General features: G+C 71.3%; 14 protein-coding genes and 2 pseudogenes. 10 read left to right on the top strand and 6 right to left on the bottom strand.

Annotated elements, in window-relative coordinates:
- The first annotated feature begins 72 nt into the window (after window positions 1-72).
- From PZB75_RS17485 to PZB75_RS17460, 6 genes are all read left to right on the top strand, one after another.
- Complete coding sequence (locus PZB75_RS17485) at window positions 73-861, top strand: hypothetical protein (RefSeq protein WP_275536242.1); 789 nt, start codon at window positions 73-75, stop codon at window positions 859-861.
- Window positions 862-1,137: 276 nt separating this feature from the next.
- The gene (locus PZB75_RS17480; protein WP_275536241.1) at window positions 1,138-2,832 is read left to right on the top strand and encodes a TIGR02677 family protein; all 1,695 of its coding nucleotides are present in this window, start codon (window positions 1,138-1,140) and stop codon (window positions 2,830-2,832) included.
- A 7-nt stretch (window positions 2,833-2,839) separates the two neighbouring features.
- Window positions 2,840-4,168, top strand: a complete 1,329-nt coding sequence (locus PZB75_RS17475; RefSeq protein WP_275536240.1) for a TIGR02678 family protein — start codon at window positions 2,840-2,842, stop codon at window positions 4,166-4,168.
- Complete coding sequence (locus PZB75_RS17470) at window positions 4,165-8,427, top strand: TIGR02680 family protein (protein WP_275536239.1); 4,263 nt, start codon at window positions 4,165-4,167, stop codon at window positions 8,425-8,427. Before PZB75_RS17475 ends, PZB75_RS17470 begins: the two co-directional genes overlap by 4 nt.
- On the top strand, window positions 8,391-9,692 hold the full coding sequence (locus PZB75_RS17465; protein ID WP_275536238.1) for a TIGR02679 family protein: 1,302 nt from the start codon (window positions 8,391-8,393) through the stop codon (window positions 9,690-9,692). Before PZB75_RS17470 ends, PZB75_RS17465 begins: the two co-directional genes overlap by 37 nt.
- A 739-nt stretch (window positions 9,693-10,431) precedes the next feature.
- Window positions 10,432-11,289 (top strand): hypothetical protein, encoded by an 858-nt coding sequence (locus PZB75_RS17460; protein WP_275536237.1) that lies wholly within the window; start codon window positions 10,432-10,434, stop codon window positions 11,287-11,289.
- Here the strand turns inward: PZB75_RS17460 and PZB75_RS17455 are convergent.
- Entirely contained in the window at window positions 11,277-11,549 is a 273-nt protein-coding gene (locus PZB75_RS17455; RefSeq protein WP_275536236.1) for a hypothetical protein, read from the bottom strand. The two genes, PZB75_RS17460 and PZB75_RS17455, sit on opposite strands and share 13 nt — an antisense overlap.
- 472 nt (window positions 11,550-12,021) lie before the next feature.
- Here PZB75_RS17455 and PZB75_RS17450 point away from each other — a divergent pair.
- Window positions 12,022-12,188 (top strand): annotated as a pseudogene (locus tag PZB75_RS17450) (cupin); the annotation flags it as partial.
- A 214-nt stretch (window positions 12,189-12,402) separates the two neighbouring features.
- Here the strand turns inward: PZB75_RS17450 and PZB75_RS17445 are convergent.
- Window positions 12,403-12,549, bottom strand: a pseudogene (locus PZB75_RS17445) (phosphotyrosine protein phosphatase); the annotation flags it as partial.
- A gap of 70 nt (window positions 12,550-12,619) precedes the next feature.
- On the opposite strand from PZB75_RS17445, the gene PZB75_RS17440 reads away from it, so the two are divergent.
- Together PZB75_RS17440 and arsB are read left to right on the top strand one after the other, a co-directional pair.
- Window positions 12,620-12,928, top strand: a complete 309-nt coding sequence (locus tag PZB75_RS17440; RefSeq protein ID WP_275536235.1) for a metalloregulator ArsR/SmtB family transcription factor — start codon at window positions 12,620-12,622, stop codon at window positions 12,926-12,928.
- The gene (arsB, locus tag PZB75_RS17435) at window positions 12,925-14,052 is read left to right on the top strand and encodes an ACR3 family arsenite efflux transporter (RefSeq protein WP_275536234.1); all 1,128 of its coding nucleotides are present in this window, start codon (window positions 12,925-12,927) and stop codon (window positions 14,050-14,052) included. Before PZB75_RS17440 ends, arsB begins: the two co-directional genes overlap by 4 nt.
- A 154-nt stretch (window positions 14,053-14,206) precedes the next feature.
- Here the strand turns inward: arsB and PZB75_RS17430 are convergent, their stop codons facing one another.
- Entirely contained in the window at window positions 14,207-14,572 is a 366-nt protein-coding gene (locus PZB75_RS17430; RefSeq protein WP_275536233.1) for a metalloregulator ArsR/SmtB family transcription factor, read from the bottom strand.
- Window positions 14,573-14,677: 105 nt separating this feature from the next.
- Between PZB75_RS17430 and PZB75_RS17425 the strand changes: the two genes are divergently transcribed.
- Window positions 14,678-16,072: an NAD(P)-binding domain-containing protein gene (locus tag PZB75_RS17425; protein WP_275536232.1), complete on the top strand. Its 1,395-nt coding sequence runs from the start codon at window positions 14,678-14,680 to the stop codon at window positions 16,070-16,072.
- A gap of 254 nt (window positions 16,073-16,326) precedes the next feature.
- On the opposite strand, the gene PZB75_RS17420 is transcribed toward PZB75_RS17425, so the two are convergent.
- From PZB75_RS17420 to PZB75_RS17410, 3 genes are all read right to left on the bottom strand, one after another.
- On the bottom strand, window positions 16,327-17,061 hold the full coding sequence (locus PZB75_RS17420; RefSeq protein WP_275536231.1) for an alpha/beta hydrolase: 735 nt from the start codon (window positions 17,059-17,061) through the stop codon (window positions 16,327-16,329).
- Complete coding sequence (locus PZB75_RS17415; protein ID WP_275536230.1) at window positions 17,058-18,290, bottom strand: M20/M25/M40 family metallo-hydrolase; 1,233 nt, start codon at window positions 18,288-18,290, stop codon at window positions 17,058-17,060. Before PZB75_RS17415 ends, PZB75_RS17420 begins: the two co-directional genes overlap by 4 nt.
- Window positions 18,291-18,378: 88 nt before the next feature.
- The gene (locus PZB75_RS17410) at window positions 18,379-19,644 is read right to left on the bottom strand and encodes a hypothetical protein (RefSeq protein ID WP_275536229.1); all 1,266 of its coding nucleotides are present in this window, start codon (window positions 19,642-19,644) and stop codon (window positions 18,379-18,381) included.
- Between the last annotated feature and the right edge of the window lie 47 nt (window positions 19,645-19,691).

Here is a 19,691-nt window from a genome sequence, read left to right as displayed (position 1 = left end):
GTCGCTCCGGGCCGACGAAGGCGTTGGGTAGGCCGGGCAAGCAGATCATCGCAGCCGAAATGGAGACAGAACATGGGCGATCTGGCCAACACCGTGGCGAAACTCGAAGAAGCAGCAGCGGAAAGCCGCGAACTGCGAAGCATCGTGGAACGGCTCGACACGGAGATCTCCTTCCGTATGGACACCGTCCAGGAGGTCGGCGGGGAACTTCTCGAACTCCACGGATCTCTCGACGACCAGATCGCCGAACACGACTACATGGCCGTCGAACAATCCGCCGCGTCCGTTCGGGGACTCGTGGACGTGGAGACCGTTCTTCCCGCGATCGACGCCGTTCTCCTTCTCACCGCCCTGCGGGACGACGGGGCCATTCCGGATCTCACCCTGCCCCTCGCATCCTTCGCCGACGACTCCTGGGACCACCCTCGACTCACGCAGGGCGACCTGGACCGCGTCTTCGAAGCCGCGCTGGTCCGAGCCGAGGAGCAGTGGCAGGAGATCTGGGGCGATCATGTCTGGGACGACGAGAACGAGCGGGACACCCACAGGGAGCAGCACCGGGCCGAGGCCGAGCTGAAAGCGGTCAAGGAGCGGGCCGCACGAGCCGGAGCCCACCTCATGGCTCTCGTCGACCACATCGGCGACACCCTCTGGCCCGAGGTCGTGGAGGCGATGGAGCTCGGCGATCGTGACCGTGCCGTCCGGGCGCTGGCCGCCGCGAACTCCGCCGGACGGGAAACCGAAGCCGCGTACAAGCTGTACGAGGTCAACCTGTCGATCCAGTTCGAGAAGGCGCCGGAGTCGATGGGCGCCATGGGCGAGTTCCTGAGCGACGCCCGGGACTGGTTGCTGTCGCAGTAGCCCGGGTGACGGCGCCGGCCCCTGGGGACGACGGGGCGGGCGTCAGTTCCTCCCGCAACCGGCTCGCCCGCCACGTCGGCGTCTACACGCCCCACTGCGGAACCGCGGCACCGCGCGCCTGCTCGCCGTCGTCGCACGGGCACCCTGCTGTCGCATCGCCGCTGCCCACCGGTCCGGAGCGAACCACGCCCTCACCCGAGCACTGCATCGGTGGCCCCGCGACCAGTTCCAGCCACCCCACACCGTCTGTCACCCCCTCCACGTAACCTCGCGAACATGGAGGACTCCATGCCCGGCACACCGCCGGAACCCGGCAACGCGCCCTCGGCACCCGACGCCGACGAGACGCGCCGCCGCCTCGACGCGTACGCGTACCTCAGCGCGCCGGAGCGGCTGGAGTACCTCGCGATCATGCGGGTCTTCTGCGGCACCCTCCTGGCCGATCTGGCCGTCCCGGACGTGATGGCGAAGCTGCGTGAGGGCGGCGGGCCCGCCTCGGGGCTCGACGCCGACCCCCTCACCGTGCGGCTGGAACAGCTGGTGAAGTGGGGGAACCTGCTGCGGGGCAGCCACACGGTGAAGGCGTCCAGCATCACGGAGTACCAGCGTTCGCGGGCCCGTTACCAGCTGTCGCGGCTGGGCGAGCGCGTCCAACGGGACGCCGACGGGGTGCTGGCCGAGGCCGACGCCGCCCGCGAGGTGAGCAACGAACTGTTGGCCCTGGTCGAGCGGGGGCTGCGGGAGCTGGCCGAGCTGGTGGCAGAGCCGGGCGGCATCGCCCCGCAGGACGGGCTGGAGCGGATCAGCACGTTGTTCGTGCAGTTCACCGGATTCGCCGACTCCGTCCGGGACTTCTACGCCTATCTCGGCCAGGTGCTCGCCCGGTACGACCTGGACGGCGGCGAGTACCAGGGCTTCAAGGAACTCCTCCTGGACTATGTCGAGGCGATCACGGAGGACGTGTCCTTCCGCGCCCCCCGCATCTCGGCGGCCCTGGACTCACTCTGGCCCCACCTCCCGGGCCTGCTGGAGCAGTTGGACGCTCACGCGCAGGGGCTCGCCGGGCTGCCGACACGGAGCGAGAGCCGTACGGAGACCCGCGTGCAGCGCAGCCGGGGTCGCGAGCTCGCGGACTGGGAGGGGCTGCGGGGCTGGTTCAGGGACACCGACGGGCAGGGCAGCCAGGTAGACCAGCTGCGCGACGCCACCCTGCGGGCGCTTCAGTCGCTGCTGGCCAACGCCAAGCGGATGCTGCGCTCGGCCACCGGCGAGATGTCGCGGCGCCGGGACCTGCTGCGGCTGGCCCGGTGGTTCGACGAGGCCGCGCCGCAGGACGCGCACGACATCGCCGTCGCCGCCTTCGGGCTGTACGGCGCCCGCCACCTGGGCATACCGCCCGCCTCCGACGAGGTGGTGCCCGCCTACACCAGCTGGTGGACCGGCCCGGTGGTCGAGGTGCCGGTCGCACTGCGCGAGAGGGGCAGCCGCGCCCAGCGGGGCCGGACAGCATCGGTGGAGGACCATTCCGCGCAGAAGGAACGACTGCGGGAGGCGGCGCGTCAGCGGGCCGCCGAGAGAAGCGCCGCCGCGGACGAGCTGTGCAGCGCGTCCGGCCGCTTCGACGACGTACGGCTCACGTCGGCGGCGCTCAGCCTGCTCCTGGAGCTGCTGGCCACGGCGCTCGGGAACGCCCAGCTCAGGCAGCGGACCGCGGAGGACGGGCAGGAGGAGCGGGGCTTCGGGCTGGACGCGGCGTGGAGCGAGGACGTCGATCTGGGCATCCGGCTCACGGTGCACCGTACGGCGGGAGCGCGCACGCTTCTGCGCTCGGCCGACGGGGATTTGCTGCTGGACGACCTGGAGCCGACGGTCCACAGGACGGCCGGCTCGGTCGGCGGAGCGGAGCCGACCGGGAGCGAGGCGCTTCCCACGCGGTCGCACGGCGCGTCCGTCGGCGGCAGCGGGAGATGAGCGCGCCATGACACTTCCCTCCGCCCACGACGTGGCTCTGGCCACCGAACGCCGCACCGCGGCACGGCTGTTGCTCGCACACCCGCTGGTCACATCGGACGGCCCGCACGCCGACCTCTTTCCGCTGGTCCGCAGGCACGCCGATTGGCTGGGCGGCCGGTTCCAGCAAGTGCTCGGCTACCGCCTCCTGGTCGACAGCTCCTACGCCCGGCTGTTCAAGGCCGGGCTCGGAGCCCGGTCGGGGCACCGGCTCGTACGATCCACCGGCACGCCCTTCACCCCGCACACCTACGCGTGTCTGGCTCTGGCCCTGTCGGTGCTGGTCACCGCGCCGGAGCAGGTACTGCTGTCGCAGCTCGTCGCCGACATCGGGGCCGCGGCGGCCGACGCGGACATCGAGCTGGAGGAGACCGGACGAGCGGCCGGGAAGCGGACGCTGGTCGCGGCGCTACGGCAGCTGGTCGAGTGGGGCGTCCTGATCGAGACCCACGGCCACGTGGGCGTCATCGCCCAGGAGGCCGACGGGGAGGCGCTGATCACGGTCGACCGGGAGCTCGCCCGTGTCATCGTGGCCGGACCGCTCGCCCAGTCGCGGGACGGCGCCGACCTGGTCAGGCGGGCGGCGGACCCGGGGTTCGGAGGGCCGCGCACCTATGTGCGCCGGATGCTCGTCGAGACCCCTGTCGTTCACCTCGACGAACTGACCGACACCGAACGTGACTGGCTCCGCACCCGCCAGCGCCGGGAGGCCCAGGCGTTCCTCGAACTGCTGGGCCTGGAGACGGAGATCCGGGCCGAGGGAGTGGCCCTGGTCGACCCCGAGGAGGAGCTGACCGATCTCCACCTGCCGGGGACGGGGACGGTCGCCCAGGCGGCGTTGCTCTTGGTGGAGAGGCTGGTGAAGCGGCTCCGCCCGGCTGAACCCGGACATCCCGCGACCGGGGGTGTCCTCGTCGTCGGGGTCGCCGTTCCGGACGGTGTGGTGGATGAGCTGCTGGCCGAGCTGATCACCGAGTACGGGCAGCGCAGCAACTGGCAGCGCGGTTACCTGGAAGACCCCGACGCCCTGCGCGAAGCCGTGCTGGACCTGCTCTCCCGCATGCGCTTGATCGCCCCGGCCGGCCCGCTGCGATCCGAGGGAGCGGGGCTGCCGGAGGAGTACGCCGACGAGCTGCCGGAGGGACGCCAGGTCACCGACGTCCGGGCGGCCCGCCCCAGCGGCGGCGAGGGCTGGGTCCTGCTCGCCCCAGCGGCCCGTTACGCCACCCAGGTCACCGTGCCGACGACGGGCGGACGGAACAAATCCACCGACGCACAGCAGGAGTTGCCGCTATGACCGCCGATGCTCGTGGTCTCGTCCCCCTTCCACGTTCAGGTCACACGCAGGCGGCGCGTACGCGCTTCCGGCTGCACCGGGCGGGCATCCAGAACGTCTGGCAGTACGACGAGCAGGAGTTCGCCTTCGGCGACGGGCGGCTGCTGCTGCGCGGCAAGAACGGGGCGGGCAAGTCCAAGGCCCTGGAGATGCTGCTCCCGTACCTCCTAGACGGCGACTCCCGGGCCCTCGATGCCACCGGCACCGGGCGGACGACGCTCGCCTGGCTGATGCTGGACGGCTTCGAGCAGACCAACCGCCTCGGTTATCTGTGGGTGGAATTCCGAGGTACCGACGAGGCAGGCGACCACCGCTGTCTGACAGTCGGCGCCGCGATCCGCGCCTCGAAGTCAGCGCAGAAGGCGGTGCCGACCTTCTTCATCACCCCGCTGCGCGTCGGCGAGGACCTGCACCTCGTCGAGGCGGGCAAACCCCTTGCCGTCGACCGGCTCAAGGAGATCGTCGGCTCCGGCAACACGACGGACCGACCGGTCGAACACCGGGCCCGCGTGGCCCGGGACCTCTTCGGGATCACGGACGCGACGCGCTACCGCAACCTCACCCAGCTCCTGCACCGGCTGCGGCGGCCCACGGTCGGGGACCGCATCGAGCACGGCGGTCTCGCCGTCCTGCTGGGCGAGACCCTGCCCGGACTCGACGAGGACGTGGTCGAGAAGGTGGCGCGCAACCTCCACGATCTTGACACCGTGCGGGCCGAACTGGGCCGCCTGGAACGCACCGACGCGGCCTTGCGCACCTTCCTCTCCGACTACCGCCACTACCTCGCCGGAGTCCTGCGCACCGCGGCGCGGGACGTGAGCCAGGAACTGGACACGCTCGCCGAGCGCCGCCGGAACGCCGGGGACGCCGCCCAGCAGACGAGCGTCCTGAGGGAACGTGAGAAGGAATCGGAGGAGGGGCTGAGGACACTCCGCGAGGAGGAGGAGTCCGCCCGGACGGAACTCGCCGCCCTGCACGACAGCCACGCCTACCGCAGCCTGCGCGAGCTGTCGGAGCGCCGCAGCACGGTGGAAGCCCTGCACACTGCGGCCATGACCGCATTCGCCGCGTTGCGCGGCGCGCACGAGGCGGAGGAGAGCGCGGCCGAACGGCTGGACGAGGGCGGCCAGGAGTTGGGCGCCCGGCTCACCGAACTGGCCACGGAGCACCGGGAGCTACTGGTCCAGGCGGAGCGGGCGGTACTTCCCGCCGCACATCTCGGCGAGGCGGTCGCTCTGCCGCACACCGTGCGTTCCCCGTCGACACGGACGGAGCTGACCGGCCCGGACGGGGAATCGCCGACCGTACGGCACCGACCTGTGGTGCGGGTGGACCTGGCGACGGCGGAGGCCGGACTGCGGTCCTGGCAGCAGCAACTGGGGGCCGCCGAGACCGTCGTACGGAACCGGCAGCGGACCGTCCAGGACGTGACCCGTCTCTTCGCGCTGGCCGACGAGGCGCGAGGCGGCGCGGTGCGGGCCGACGAGGTGCGGGAACGGCTGGAGGGCGAGGTGGAGGAGGCTGCTGACCGTCTCGAAGTCAGCCGGCAGAAGGTCGCTGAGGAGAGCCGGGAGTACGCTGACGAGGTCGCCGCGTGGGTGCGCGAGACGCGGGCCGCAGCGGGGCCCGAGTGCCCGCCGCTGGACACCGTCCTCTCCGAAGTGGTCCGCGCGGCCGACTCCGCCGCGGCGTTCTCCTCCCGCACGCTGCCGGCCGGCATCGACACCGTCGCGCGGCAGACGGCACATCTGGCTCTTGAGCCGTACGCGGACGCCCTCACCCGGCATCGCGACACCCTGGCGGTCGGCGTCGGCCGGCTCGGTGAGGAGATGGACCGCCTGGCGGAGGAGAGGCGAGCTTGGGAACGCCGTACGGACCCGGAGCCTCCGGCCCCGTACCACCGAAGCGCGGGGCGAAACCCTGCCAACGGGGCACCGTTCTACCGGTTGGTGGACTTCGCCGAGCACCTGAACTTTGCCGAACGGGCCGGTCTGGAGGCGGCGTTGGAGGCGAGTGGCCTTCTCGACGCGTGGGTCAGCACGGGCGGCGCCCTTCTCGACCCGCTCTCCGGCGACACCCTTCTCGACCCGGCTCCGGCCCACGACCCGCTGCCGGTGGCACAGACCCTCGCCTCGGCGCTGCGACCGGTCACGCAGCCGGACAGTGGCATCACATCCGACCAGGTGGAGCACTTGCTGTCAGCCATCGCGCTCGCACTGGCCACGAGGACGACGGACGGGGGGACGGCAACCGCGAGTACGGTTCATTTCGACGGTAGCTGGCGACTGGGAGCCCTCCGCGGGCAGCACCACAAAAGCGCCGCCGAGTACGTGGGCGCAGCGGTGCGGGCCGAGACCCGGCGACGGGCACTGGCCGAGCTGGAAGACCAGCTCGGGCAGACGGAACGGCAGCTGGCCGAAGCCCGTACCGAGCTCGCCGCAGCCGATTCCCGGCGACGGGCCCTCGCGCAAGCGGAACGCGATTTCCCTCGGGCGCAGCGGCTCTCCGACGCCTGGAGCACCCATGCCTCGGAGGAAAGGGCGGCACGAGCGCTGTCCGCCAAGACGGCCGAGGCGGCACGCCAGGCGGAGGAGGCCCGCGCCCTGGCCGTTTCGACGCGCTCCGAGGCGGACGCCACCGCGACCGCCCACGACCTGCCCACCGACACCGTCGCACTGGACCGCGTGCGCACCGCCCTGGCCTCGCTGCTCACCGGCGTCGGCCACCTGCGCAGGGCGGTCAACGGTACGGTCGCCCGGCTCGGCGGAAGCCAGGCGGACGACCGGCGGTACGCGGCGGCCCGCGAGAAGCGGACGGAGGCGGAAGAGGGCTACCGGCTCCACCACCGGCAACTCCTCGCCGCGCAGCAGGATCTGCGGACCCGGGAAACCGCCGTCGGATCGTCCGAGGAGAAGATCCTCGCCGACGAACAGGCGGCCAAGGGCCGTATCGCCCATGCCGTGGGTGCCATCCCGTCGAGGGAGCGCGACCACAACGGTCTGCGCGACCAGCGTGTACGAGCTGAAGAGAAGGAGGAGCGTCTGCGCGAGGAACTGGCGGACCAGGAAGCAGCCGTGATCGAGACCGGCCGCGCACTGCGCGGCGCTCTCAGCCGCCAGGAGATCGTCATCGGAGTGGGACTGGATCGTACGGCCCTCCCCGATCAGCTACAGGACGACTCGGGCACCAGCGCACGCGACCGCCTGCGCTCACTGCGAACGCTGGCGGAAGCGGTGGATCGGAGTCTCGGCCGTCACCAGGAAGAGGTGTCCGACGGCCTTCTCCTCAAACGGCACACAACGCTGCGTGATCAACTGGCGGGCGGCTACGACGCACAGCTCGACGAACACGACGGCATCAAGGTGTGTCGCCTGCTCGACGACCACGGTTCGCACGACGTCGCGGTCGTGGGCGAGCGGATCGCCGTGGAGGCCGCCGAGGCACGAGGGCGGCTCACCGAACGCGAGAGCGACGTGTTCCAGCGCTTCCTGACCGGCGAGCTCGGCGACCACCTCTCCGCGCAGGTCATCACGGCGGCCAACATGGTCGCGGCACTCAATGACACGCTGAAGACCGTACGGACCTCGCACGGCCTCGGTGTGGAACTCCTCTGGAAGCTCAACGACGACGCCGAGGCCGACGTGCGGGTGGCCGTCGAACTGCTGCGCAGCCCGTCGAGCCTCCGGACACGCGAGCAGACCGAGCAACTGCGCGACGTACTGCAACGCCGCATCGAGGAAGCCCGCCGCGCCGACCCGTCCGCCGGATACACCGCCCACCTCCGCACCGCACTCGACTACCGCACCTGGTTCACCTTCCACACCTTCGTGGTCGAGGACGCCGCCCCCGGGCGCAGAAGGAAGCTGACCGGCCGCACCGGCCTGAGCCAGGGCGAGCAGCGCGTGCTCTCCTACCTCGTGCTCTTCGCCGCCGCTGCCGCCCACTTCACCAGCCTCGCCGACGCGGCCCCGCACGCGCCCCGGCTGATCCTCCTGGACGACGCCTTCGCCAAGGTCGACGAACCCACGCATGGACGGCTGGGCCGCATCCTGGTCGATCTGGACCTCGACTTCGTCCTCACGAGCGAGCGGCTGATGGGCAATTGGGCCGAAGTCCCTTCCCTGCACATCTACGAGTGCCTGCGCGACCCCCACGTACGCGGAGTGGCCACGTTGCACTACACATGGAACGGTCGCCACCGGCGGCCGGCATCGGGATGAGCGCCCTTCCGCCCGCCACGCGCGACTGGCTGGCAGGTCCCGGCCTCGTCCGGCTCTGGAGCGCGGCACGCAAACGGCTGGAGAGCAACGGGGTGCGGTCCACCGGCTCCCTCCGGCTGACGGCGGTGAGTTCCCAGGAGCGGAACGACCTGTCGCTCCTGCTGGGCAAGCCCCTCACCGGTACGGCGGTGACGGTGAGGCTCGACGTGCTCGACGAACGCCTGCGGGCCTCGGCCGCGGGGCTCGGGCTCAGGCAGGTCCTGGAGGAACTCGGCCCTCCGCTCGTCGACCGCCGCGCGGCCCGCGAGGAGAACGCGGCAGAGCGTCAGCGCGTCTGGGCCGCGCTCGCCTCGTCCCTCGACGCGTCGCCGCTGGCCGGGCTGGCGTGGGTGGAACAGTGGTCGGATGTGCTGCGCCGCACAGGCGTCCCGAAAGGTGTGGCACCGGAAACGGCCGTACGCACGCTTCAGCAGGCCGTCCAGGTGCTCGGCGTGCTGCTCGACCCACACCGTACGGGCACACGGGGCCGCGGCGAGCTGGCCGCTTCGGTAACAGGTTCGGCGCACGGGCTCGACGACGGCACCTGGCTCGCTCGCCTCGTCCAGCGCGGTATCACGCTGGCCCACGACACGGATCTTCCCGGTGACGCGGTCGGCCGACGGGCACTGTGGCGGCTGGTCGCGGTCACCCCGGACGAGGTCTCCAGCACAGTGCTGACGTACGGCCTCCGGCCCCTCGGCGAGGACTGGCGCGCGAGGTCCCTGCGGGAGCGAGCCGACCACCGTGCGGAGACCCACCTGACGTCCCGGGACCTCCGTGACGTGCCACTTCGCCTGCCAGCCGACTCCGTCGTCCACATCTGCGAGAACCCCCGTGTGGTGGAGGCCGCAGCGGACGCGGGCTGTTCGCAGGCCCTGGTCTGCACCTCCGGCAGCGCCGCGACGGTGGTCCTCACCCTTCTCGACGCCCTCGCCTCGGGCGACTGCCGCTTCGCCTACCACGGCGACTTCGACTGGCCGGGCATCGCTCTGGCGAACCGGATCATGCGCCGTTACGGAGCCCGACCTTGGCGCATGGGCGCTGACGACTATGAACACCTGGCTACGCGCAGCCAGGCCGAGGGAATCCCCCCACTGCCGCTGGTCGGTGAGCCCGTCAGCGCGGTGTGGGACGCCGGTCTCGCCCCTGCCATGGCAGCGCTCGGGGTGGCGCTCCACGAGGAGGCGACGCTGGACCTGTTGGTAGACGACCTGGGTATCCCGTAGCAGAACACGGTGCCCGACCTGGCTCGGTCCCGCTCACGCTGCCCATTCCTGGGAGCCATCTGGGAGCCAACCCGCTCCCCAGTCCCCTTCGAGACCGCCCGAGACCACGACAGACCGATGCCCTGACCAGGGCAAACACCATCCGCACTGGCAAGATCAGTAACCGACCCTCATTCGGGACGAAGAGGTCGTGGGTTCAAATCCCGCCACCCCGACAGCTGTAAGACCAGGTCAGGGGCCATCTTGTGAGCCAAGTACGGGAGGCGGCTCCCGAACGGACCCGCCCCGACTGTCGGGGTCTCCGGCTAGCGTCGACGCCAACAGGTTCCCTCGACCATGAGTGGTGAGGTAGACATGGCAGACGGTGTGGCCGAGGGCGGGCACAGACCCTCGCAAGGTGTCTGTGATCCACGGGCGCAACAGACTCGCCCGCAAAGCGCTCTTCGATTCCCCGCGGGCGCTTGGCCTTGATCCAATCGAGTGGTCCCTCGCCGCCCAGGCACGCACCACCACGACGGCAAGGCTGACGCCCAAGCCCCCGGCCGTGCCCGGCCCTGCTGCACTGCTGAGCCCGACGACACGGCCCGTTCCGCGCCGACAGGCCGACCTCTGATGGCCTCCTCCACCACACAGGAAGGAGGCCATCAGCGTGCTCGAACCGCACTGACAGAGGCCGGTAACCGCTCGTCCTTGGCTCATATGCCTCTGCGGCACCTCGCCTCGCTGCTACGGTCCCCGCATGACGCACTCGGTCTCCGCTGTTCGCGCTGTTGACCTCCGAGTCGAGCCGGTCGACGAGCTGCTTGATCACGTCGAGCGTTCCCTTCAGACGCGCTTGGACACGGACACGGTGGTGCGCAAGCGCCGGTCGGTCGGCGTCCGGACCGAGCGCGATACCTGGGTGCGGGTGGAGCGGCGCCCCCTTGAAAAGATCACCGACCAGGGGTGGAACGGTACGGAGAGCGCCGCCCGGCTGGAAGGGGTCGCCCAGCCGGCCTGGCAGGGATGTGTGGTCTGGCGGGACGCGGACGAGCCGGTGATGTGGCGGGCCGACGAGACCGGGCTCCTTCCCGGCGAGCCGGTCGGGACAGCCGTGTTGAGCGAAGAGCCCGCACTGTCCGAGGAGTGGTGGCGGGCCTTCGGAGCCTCCCTGGACGCGCTCGCACGGAACAGCACCCGGCGAGTGGCCACCCCGGACACCATCACGATCACGCGGGACCTGGTCACCGAGTCGATCCGCGGCGTGTTCCCCGAGGAGATCGACACGACCGTCGAGCGGTGGGTGCCGGCCCACGCCGACCTGAATTGGGCCAACATGAGCGCACCCGTCTTCTCCCTCTTCGACTGGGAGGACTGGGGAAACGCCCCCCAGGGCCTCGACGCCGCCACCCTGTGGGCCGCCTCCCTCGCCGTCCCGGCGCTCGCCGACCGCGTATGGAGCGAGCGGCGGCACGACTTCGAGAGCCGGGACGGCAAGCTGATGACGCTCTTGGCGGCCTCGAAGATCCTCGGACCGGACGCCCATCCGGAGGACCCCCGCAGCGAACCCGCCCGGCACATGGCGCGGCAGGTCATCGCGGAGCTTCAGGCGGGCTGACCGCTGGAACACTTCCGGAGGAGGGCGCGGTACTCGTGGATCGTCTCCTCGTCGGCTTCGGCGGCGAGGGCATCGAGCAGTTCCGCCAGATGAGCGGGCTCGTCCGTGCCGACGGCCAGGGTGCCGACCGCCCGGGGGAGGCGGTAGGCAGCCCGGAAAGCCGCCTGGGTGCGGGAAAACCCGTCACCGTTCCGGAGGAACATCCGAGGATCGACTCGGTCCCACACCGGATCGCCCGTGCTTCCTCCGAAGGGGCTCATGCCCCACACGCTGCCACTGCCCAAGCCCCAAGCCGCTGTGAGGGCATCTACGGCGTCGAGCGTTCTGACACCGACCAGCAGCCCGGCTCTCGCCATGAGGATCGACGGCCTCGGTGTAGTCGAATCGACCAGGCCGATCAGTGGGTACGGGTCCCAGGAGGAGACGCCCCAGGCACCGCACAGCCCCTTCGAGGCGGCATCGTCCTGGGCCGTACATGCCTGGGCGAGTGCGTCCCGACCATGGCCGCCGTTGTCGCGGAGGGAGTGTTCGGGGTTGTGGAGGAACACCAGGTCAGGCTCTCGCCCAAGGTCCTGGGCGGCTTGCTCCACGGCCTCGTACAGCCGTACCGGTTCCAGGGAATGAATGCTCCGAGCGTTCCGGCCCGGGGAAGTAACCCACCTTCGTGGAGACCGTGAGTCTCGGCAGGACGTCGTCGGCCACTCGTGCCAGAACCGTGTGCGAGGGGAAGCCGAGGAAGTACACCCGGCCGTCTACTTCACCGACAGCGTGAGCCCTCGGGGCCAGAGCATCCCATGGTGAACATGCGCAGCCTCGGCCGGCTGCTGGGAAAGGGTGCCACGGTGATTCTCGACCAGGCCAACGTCTTCGACCCGACGATGGAGGTCGCCTGCCGGGCCCGGTACTTGATTCCGGGCGTCGCCCGGCTGTGTCCGGTTCGCGGAGGTAGCCGTCCGACGTATCGAGGGTGGGTCTACGCTTCGGAGCGCACCCCTGCCCCCGGCGGTCCCTGACCGCACGGCCCGAAGCAGGTGAGGATTGTGGCGCGTATCCCCCCTGGTCACGTTTTTCGAAAGCCCGTCCTGGTCGATGTACGGATCGGGCGGCCGGGCTTGCGGAGCGGACCTCGACGCGATCCCCGGCCAGGTGGGTCAGCCAGGCGGCCGCCATCTGCGAGCGGCCGGCGTTGTGGACGCAGATGAACAGGACGGACGGCTTGCCGGTGGACTCGGCCGTGTTGATCGTTCTCCCTGGTCGCACGGCGGGATCAGTTGGCAATGACTTCACTTCGCACTGGCATCAGTGGACGCTGATGTGAAAGTATCAGTGCATGCTGACTTCAGTCGATACTGATCTGATTCGGGTGCTGGGCGATCCGCTCCGCCTCCGGATCGTGACCCTGCTGGCGCGCGAGACGCTCTGCACGACGCACCTGGTCGAGGAGACCGGCGCGAAGCAGACCAACCTGTCCAACCACATGAAGGTCCTCCGGGAGGCCGGCGTGGTGGAGACCGAGCCGTGTGGCCGCTTCACCTACTACAAGCTGCGCCCGGAGGTCCTCGCCGGGCTCTCGGCGCAGTTCGCGGCGCTGGCCGAGTCCGCCCGTACCGCCGTCGGGAACAAGAGGGCCTGTCCGTGACCGCCGAGCACACCGCGGCGGATACCGCAGCCGATGCGGGCGGGGGCGGGGGCGACTCGATCGTCGGGAAGCTCTCCACCCTCGACCGCTACCTCGCGGTGTGGATTCTGCTCGCCATGGCCGTCGGCCTGGGGCTGGGCCGGCTGATCCCCGGGATGAACGACGCGCTGGCGAAGATCGAGGTCGGCGGCGTTTCCCTGCCGATCGCGTTCGGTCTGCTGGTGATGATGTATCCGGTGCTGGCCAAGGTCCGCTACGACAAGCTCGGCACCGTCACCGGCGACCGCAGGCTGATGGTGTCCTCGCTGGTCATCAACTGGATCGTCGGCCCCGCCGTCATGTTCGCCCTGGCGTGGATCTTCCTGCCCGACCTGCCCGAGTACCGCACCGGTCTGATCGTCGTCGGGCTCGCCCGCTGCATCGCCATGGTCATCATCTGGAACGACCTCGCCTGCGGTGACCGCGAAGCCGCCGCCGTTCTCGTCGCCCTGAACTCGGTCTTCCAGGTCCTGGTCTTCGGTGTGCTGGGCTGGTTCTACCTCGATCTGCTGCCCCGGTGGCTCGGCCTGGGCGACGGACAGGGTCTCGACGTGCCCGTGTGGCACATCGCCCTCAACGTCATCGTCTTCCTCGGCGTCCCGCTGCTCGCCGGTTTCCTCACCCGCCGCATCGGCGAGAGGAGGATGGGCCGCGAGTCCTACGAGGCGAGGTTCCTGCCGAGGATCGGCCCGTGGGCGCTGTACGGGCTGCTGTTCACGATCATCGTCCTGTTCGCGTTGCAGGGGAAGACAATCACCTCACAGCCGCTGGACGTCGTACGTATCGCGCTGCCGCTGCTCGGCTACTTCGCGATCATGTTCTTCGGCAGCTTCCTGCTCGGCAAGGCACTCGGTCTCGCCTACGACCGCACCGCGACCCTGGCCCTCACCGCGGCGGGCAACAACTTCGAGCTGGCCATCGCCGTCGCCATCGCCACCTTCGGCGTCACCTCCGGCCAGGCGCTCTCCGGCGTGGTCGGCCCGCTCATCGAGGTCCCCGTCCTGATCGGGCTGGTGTACGTGGCGCTGGCCTGGCGCGGGAAGTTCGGCCCCGCGGCCCTCACCACCCCAGGACGGAACGCCTGACGCCCCGCGCCACGGAGAGGGACGTCTGACGCTCCGCGGCACGGAAGGGACACCTGACGCGCCGCCTCGGCCGCCGCGCCGCGGGTACGAACAGCCCTGCCGTCGGCATCCGCCCGTGCCAGGGCTCCCGGCGTGCGGGCGCCGGACCGGGGGTTCAGGGGCGCACGTCGAGCATGGCGGACATGGCCGCCACGACGGACGGGGCGACCTGGTAGTAGACCCAGGTCCCGCGCCGCTCGGAGGTCAGCAGCCCGGCCTCGCGCAGCTTCTTCAGGTGGTGCGACACGGTCGGCTGGGAGACGCCGACGTCGGAGATGTCGCACACGCACGCCTCGCCGCCGGGGTGTGAGGCGACCTTGGAGAACAGGCGCAGCCGCACCGGGTCGGACAGCGCCTTGAACATCACGGCCATCCTCTCCGCGTCGTCCCGCGACAGCTCTCCCGCGGTGATCGGCGGGCAGCACGGCACCACGACTCCCGCGTCCAGGACCGGCGGCCCGGCAACCTCTGACTTCGACATATGTCTATGTTGACACCCATCGATACCGGGTGGCAAGGTCCGCATATAGACAGCAATCGAAACAGTGGCCGGTCGCGGTCGCTCATCCGGGAGGACATCACCGTCATGACCACCACCGCAGACCTTCCGGTCGTCGTCATCGGCGCCGGCCCCGCCGGGCTGGCGGCCGCCGCCCACCTGGTCGGGCGGGGCATCGAACCCCTGGTCCTGGAAGCCGGGCCCACGGCCGCCACCGCGGTGCGCGACTGGTCGCACGTGCGGCTGTTCTCCACCTGGGGCGAACTCATCGACCCGGCCGCCGAGAAGCTGCTGGCACCGACCGGCTGGACCAGGCCCGAAGCGGACGTCCACCCGACGGGAGGCGACTGGGCCGAGCGGTACCTCCAGCCACTCGCCGCCGCCCTCGGGGACAAGGTCCGGTGCGGCGCCACCGTCACCGGCGTCTCCCGCCTCGGCCGTGACCGGATCGTCGACGCGGACCGGGAGCGGCAGCCCTTCACCGTCCGCGTCGCGCTCGCCGACGGCGCCGAGGAGCGGGTTCTCGGCCGGGCCGTGATCGACGCGTCCGGCACCTGGTCCATCCCCGGCCCCATCGGTGCCGACGGGCTCCCCGCCCTGGGCGAACACACCGCGTCCGCCCGCGTCTCCTACCGCGTCCCCGACCTCAAGGACCCGGCGGTCCGCGCCCGTTACGCGGGCGGGCGTACCGCTGTCATCGGCTCCGGAGCCTCCGCGTTCACCGCCCTGGCCGCCCTCGCCGACATCGCGAAGGACGAGTCCGGCACGCACGCGGTGTGGATACTGCGCCGCGGCATCAGCGGCTCCACCTTCGGCGGCGGAAGCGCCGACCAACTCCCCGCCCGCGGCGCGCTGGGTCTGGCGGCCGAGGCCGCCGTCGACGACGGACACGCCGACGCCGTCACCGGATTCCGCACCGAAGTCATCGAGCCCACCGACGACGGCCGCCTGGTCCTGGTCGGTGAGGACGGCCGGCGCCTCGATCCGGTGGACGAGGTCATCGTCCTGACGGGTCTGCGCCCCGACCTGTCCTTCCTGTCCGAGCTCCGCCTCGCCTTGGACGAGCGCTTGCAGGCGCCGGTGGGGCTCGCCCCGCTCATCGACCCGAACCAGCATTCCTGCGGCACCGTCCCCCCGCACGGGCACCGCGAACTGTCCCATCCCGAGCAGGGCGTGTACCTGGTCGGCATGAAGTCCTACGGCCGGGCCCCGACCTTCCTGGCCATGACCGGTTACGAGCAGGTCCGCTCCGTCACCGCCGCCATCGCCGGTGACACCGAGTCCGCCGACCGGGTCGAACTCGCCCTCCCCGAGACCGGGGTCTGCGGTGGCGCCGGACTCTTCGACGATCCGGCCGCCGGCCGGGCCGACGAAGGTGGCTGCTGTGCTGCGGCCCCCGCCCTCGTGCGGATCGGCACCGGCATCTCTCCGCCGGTCGCAGCCGCTGACGACACGGCGTCCGGCGGCTGCTGCGGGTCCTGAACCCACCGTGCCCCGACCGGTGCCATGCCGGCCGGGGCACGCACCCCGCGTTCGGAACGAAGCGGTCGTGGGTTCGGAGCCCGCCGCCCCGACAGCTCACGTACCGGGTCGAGGTCCTGATCCGCGGCGCGTGATCTGCGGTGCGTGATCCGCGGTGCGTGATCCGCGGTGCGGGTCGGGTTCCTGGATCATCCCCCGCCCGCCGTGCGCCCGTGCGCCCGTCAACCCGCCCGCCCTTCCACACGTGTTGACGGTCAGGTCGCCTCCGCGTCCCGCGCACCGGCGGAGGATGCCCCGACGGACGCGGCCATGCGGAGAATGTGATCGCTCAGCTCGGCCGGGTGGCTGTAGAAGGGGGAGTGGCCCGAGGACAGCGTCACCGTTTCCCCGTCGAGGCGCGACGCGTAGGCGGCCTGTACCGCGTACGGGATGGCGCGGTCCTCGGTGCACAGTAGGTAACTCGTGGGCAGAGCCGACCAGTTGGTGTCGTCGGGGGTGCCGGTGGCGCACGGCAGGTGCACCGGCCGCAGCCGGTTCGCCCCTGTCTCCGCCAGGCCGGCCGGGCAGTCGTGGTAGAACAGCGCCTTCGCGTCGTCCGCCGACACCGTGGTGCGGTCCTCGGCGAACCGGATGGCGGCGACCAACTCCGGGGTGAGCACCGACTCGTGGCCCTCCGGCAGCGCGCCGCCGGTGAGGTCCTGCGGTTCGCCGGTGCCCACGACCTTCGCCGTCACGTACAGCACCGCCGCCACACCGGGCGCGGCGGACGCCGCGCTGACCACGGAACCGCCGTAGCTGTGTCCGACCAGTACCACCGGCTCCCCGGCCTCCGCCACGGCGGCGCGCACCACGGCCACGTCGTCGGCGAGGCTGGTGAAGGGCAGCTCCACCGCCACCGGTGTCACCCCGCCGTCACGCAGCAGTGGGGTCACCAGGTCCCAGCACCACGCCCCGTGCCAGGCGCCGTGCACCAGTAACACCGTCGTCATCGCAGGCTCTCCGTGTCCAGTCGGGTGAGGGCGAGGGCGAGCACGTCGGCCGCGGCGACGACATCCGCCTCGGCCACCGACTCGTCCGGCCCGTGTGCCCTGGACACCTGACCGGGTCCGAACACGGCGGTCGGGACCCCCGCGGCGCCGAAGTAGGCGGCGTCCGACCCCGCCGTGAAGCCGGTGAACCGGGGTTCGCCGAGCACCGTCTCCCGGGCGGCGGCCAGTGCCTTGATCAGCGGGTGGTCCTGGGCGGTCTCCCAGCCGAGCAGGCCGTGGTCCCAGCGCACCTCCGGTGCGGGCAGCGACGGGTCGTCCGCAGGCGCCGCCGCCACCGCGGCGAGGAATTCGGCGCGCACCGCCTCCAGGGACTCACCCGGGCGCACCCCGATCCGGCCGGACATGGTGGCCGACGCGGGCACCGCCGCCCGCCAATGGCCCGCCGTCACCGTGCCGATGGCGAACGGGATCGCCGTGGGCACATCGGCGAACAGCGGGTGCCGGTAGGCCGCGCCCCGGCGCTCGGCCAGGTCGAGCAGGGCCGCGCGCACCCGTAACAGCCGGTCGAACGCGTCCACCCCGCGCCACGGCGCCGACGTGTGCGCGGAACGCCCGGCGACGTCCACGGTGAAGAACTGCAGGCCCGTGCTCACCGGCACGATCACACAGTCGGTGGGTTCCAGGACCAGTGCCGCCGCCGGCCGGGGGAAGCCCTCCAGCAGGGTCCTGGTGCCTATGCCGGTGGTTTCCTCACCGGCCACGAGCTGCACCGCGATGTCGAAGGGCGGGTCGAACCCGGCGTCGGCCAGGGCGGTCAGCGCCAGCAGACCGGACGCGATGCCGCCCTTCATGTCGATCGAACCGCGCCCGTGCACCAGCCCGTCGGCGCGGACCCCGTCGTACGGTGGTCTGCTCCAGCCGTCCTCCTGCCTGGCGGGCACCACGTCCATGTGGCCGTTGAGGACCACGACCGGCCGGCCGCGCCGCCGCGGCCACCAGGCGAGTACGTTCGCCCGCTCCTCGGCCCTGTTCTCGGTCGCCGACGCGGCCAGCGGCAACCGTTCGGCCTGCCAGCCGTGTTCGGCGAACCAGTCCAGGTACAGACCGTCCACCCTGTCCTCCCAGCCGCTCTCGCTGGGTCGGCGGACGCTCTCGGCGAGCAGTTCCAGCAGGGCGTCGGCGTGGGTGACTGTCCGGTCACGGATCTCGTCCGGTGCGAGTGGGAACATCGACGCTGACCTTTCGACGACAGGTTGTCCCGACCCGCCCACCGCGGGGCGTGGCGTCGGGAGAGGGAAAGGGCGGTCCGGCGCCCGGTCAGGTGGCGGTGCCCGCCATCCGGCCGGCCAGGGCGCCGGTCTGCCGGGGGGCGCGGATCACCCGCGACACCTCCGCGCGTGCGTCGGCCAGTGCGGTGCGTTGGATCACGGTCAGCTCGTCCTCGTCCCGTTCCAGCACCCGGGCGAGGACGGCCGCGGCCAGATCCGGGTGGCCGAGAGCGGCGTGACAGCGGGCGAGCTGGATGTGCGCCAGCATCTCGACCGACAGGAACCGCTTGCCCGGCGGGGACGCGTCGAAGAGTTCGAGTGCCCGGTTCAGCTCGTCCAGCGCGTCGGACGCCTGTCCCAGCAGCACCAGCGCCGTGCCCGCCATGCACGCCTGGACGTCCGGTGGCGGCTCCGTCATCGGGTGCGCTGCAGGCCCCGGTGCCACCGGCCGCAGGCTCCGCCACGCGGCCAGAGCCCGTTCCGCCTCGCCGGGCATCTTCGCCGCCGCCAGCGCCATGGCCCGCTGGAGCAGCAGCATCGCGTCGGAGTTCTCCGAGGGGTGGGTCAGGCCGTCGGCGGCCATCTCGGCCGACTCCACCATGTGCCCCATGGCGTAGGCCACCCGGGACTGCGCGGTGCGGACCCACCTCCGCGCACCGGCCTGGCCGGAGAGGTCGGCCAGGTCCCAGGCGGCGGTGAGGTGGTTCTGCGCCGCCTTGCGCTCGTCGAGGTCACTGGCCATCCAGCCCATCACCGCACAGCTCTGGGCGGCCATCGCCAGCAGCCGTACCCGCTGGTTGGGCCGCTGCTGCCCGCGCAGCAACTCGGCCACCCGGTCGCGCAGCAGGGTCGCCCGGTGCATCAGCGAGACCGGCGGCACATGCGCGTACGACTGCCCGATGGCCAGCAGCTCCAGGTCGAGCTGCTGGAACGTCGATTCGTCCGTGTTGGTCGCCGCCACCTCCCTGGCCATGGTGAGTGACCCGCACGAATCCCTCACCACGGGCGTGTAGTCCGAGGTGTCGTACGCGACGGACTGCGGTACGGGCTCCGGCTCGGCGACCGACGGTGCGGCCGCCTCGGCCAGGCCGTCCGGCCAGATCACGCTCACGTCGATGCGCTCGCGCAGATGCTCGGACAGGATCTCGGCCACCGCACAGGGGATCTGGCGGCGCGGATAGGCACCCTTCAGCCAGTGGTACGGGGCCTTGGGGCTGATGGTGCCCTCGCCGCACCTGCGGTTGATCTCCCTGGCAAGCCTCTCCGGCGGCCAACCGAGCCGGTCGAGGAAGACGCGTAATCGGGTCGTGGACAATGAGCCCCCCAGCTCCGCTCGCGGCCATCACCGAGACAGTGACGCCC

This window comes from Streptomyces sp. AM 4-1-1 (genome assembly GCF_029167625.1).
GTDB lineage: Bacteria > Actinomycetota > Actinomycetes > Streptomycetales > Streptomycetaceae > Streptomyces.
The sequence above is the reverse complement of the archived record's forward strand: the minus strand, read 5'-3'. Positions and strand labels throughout refer to the sequence as shown.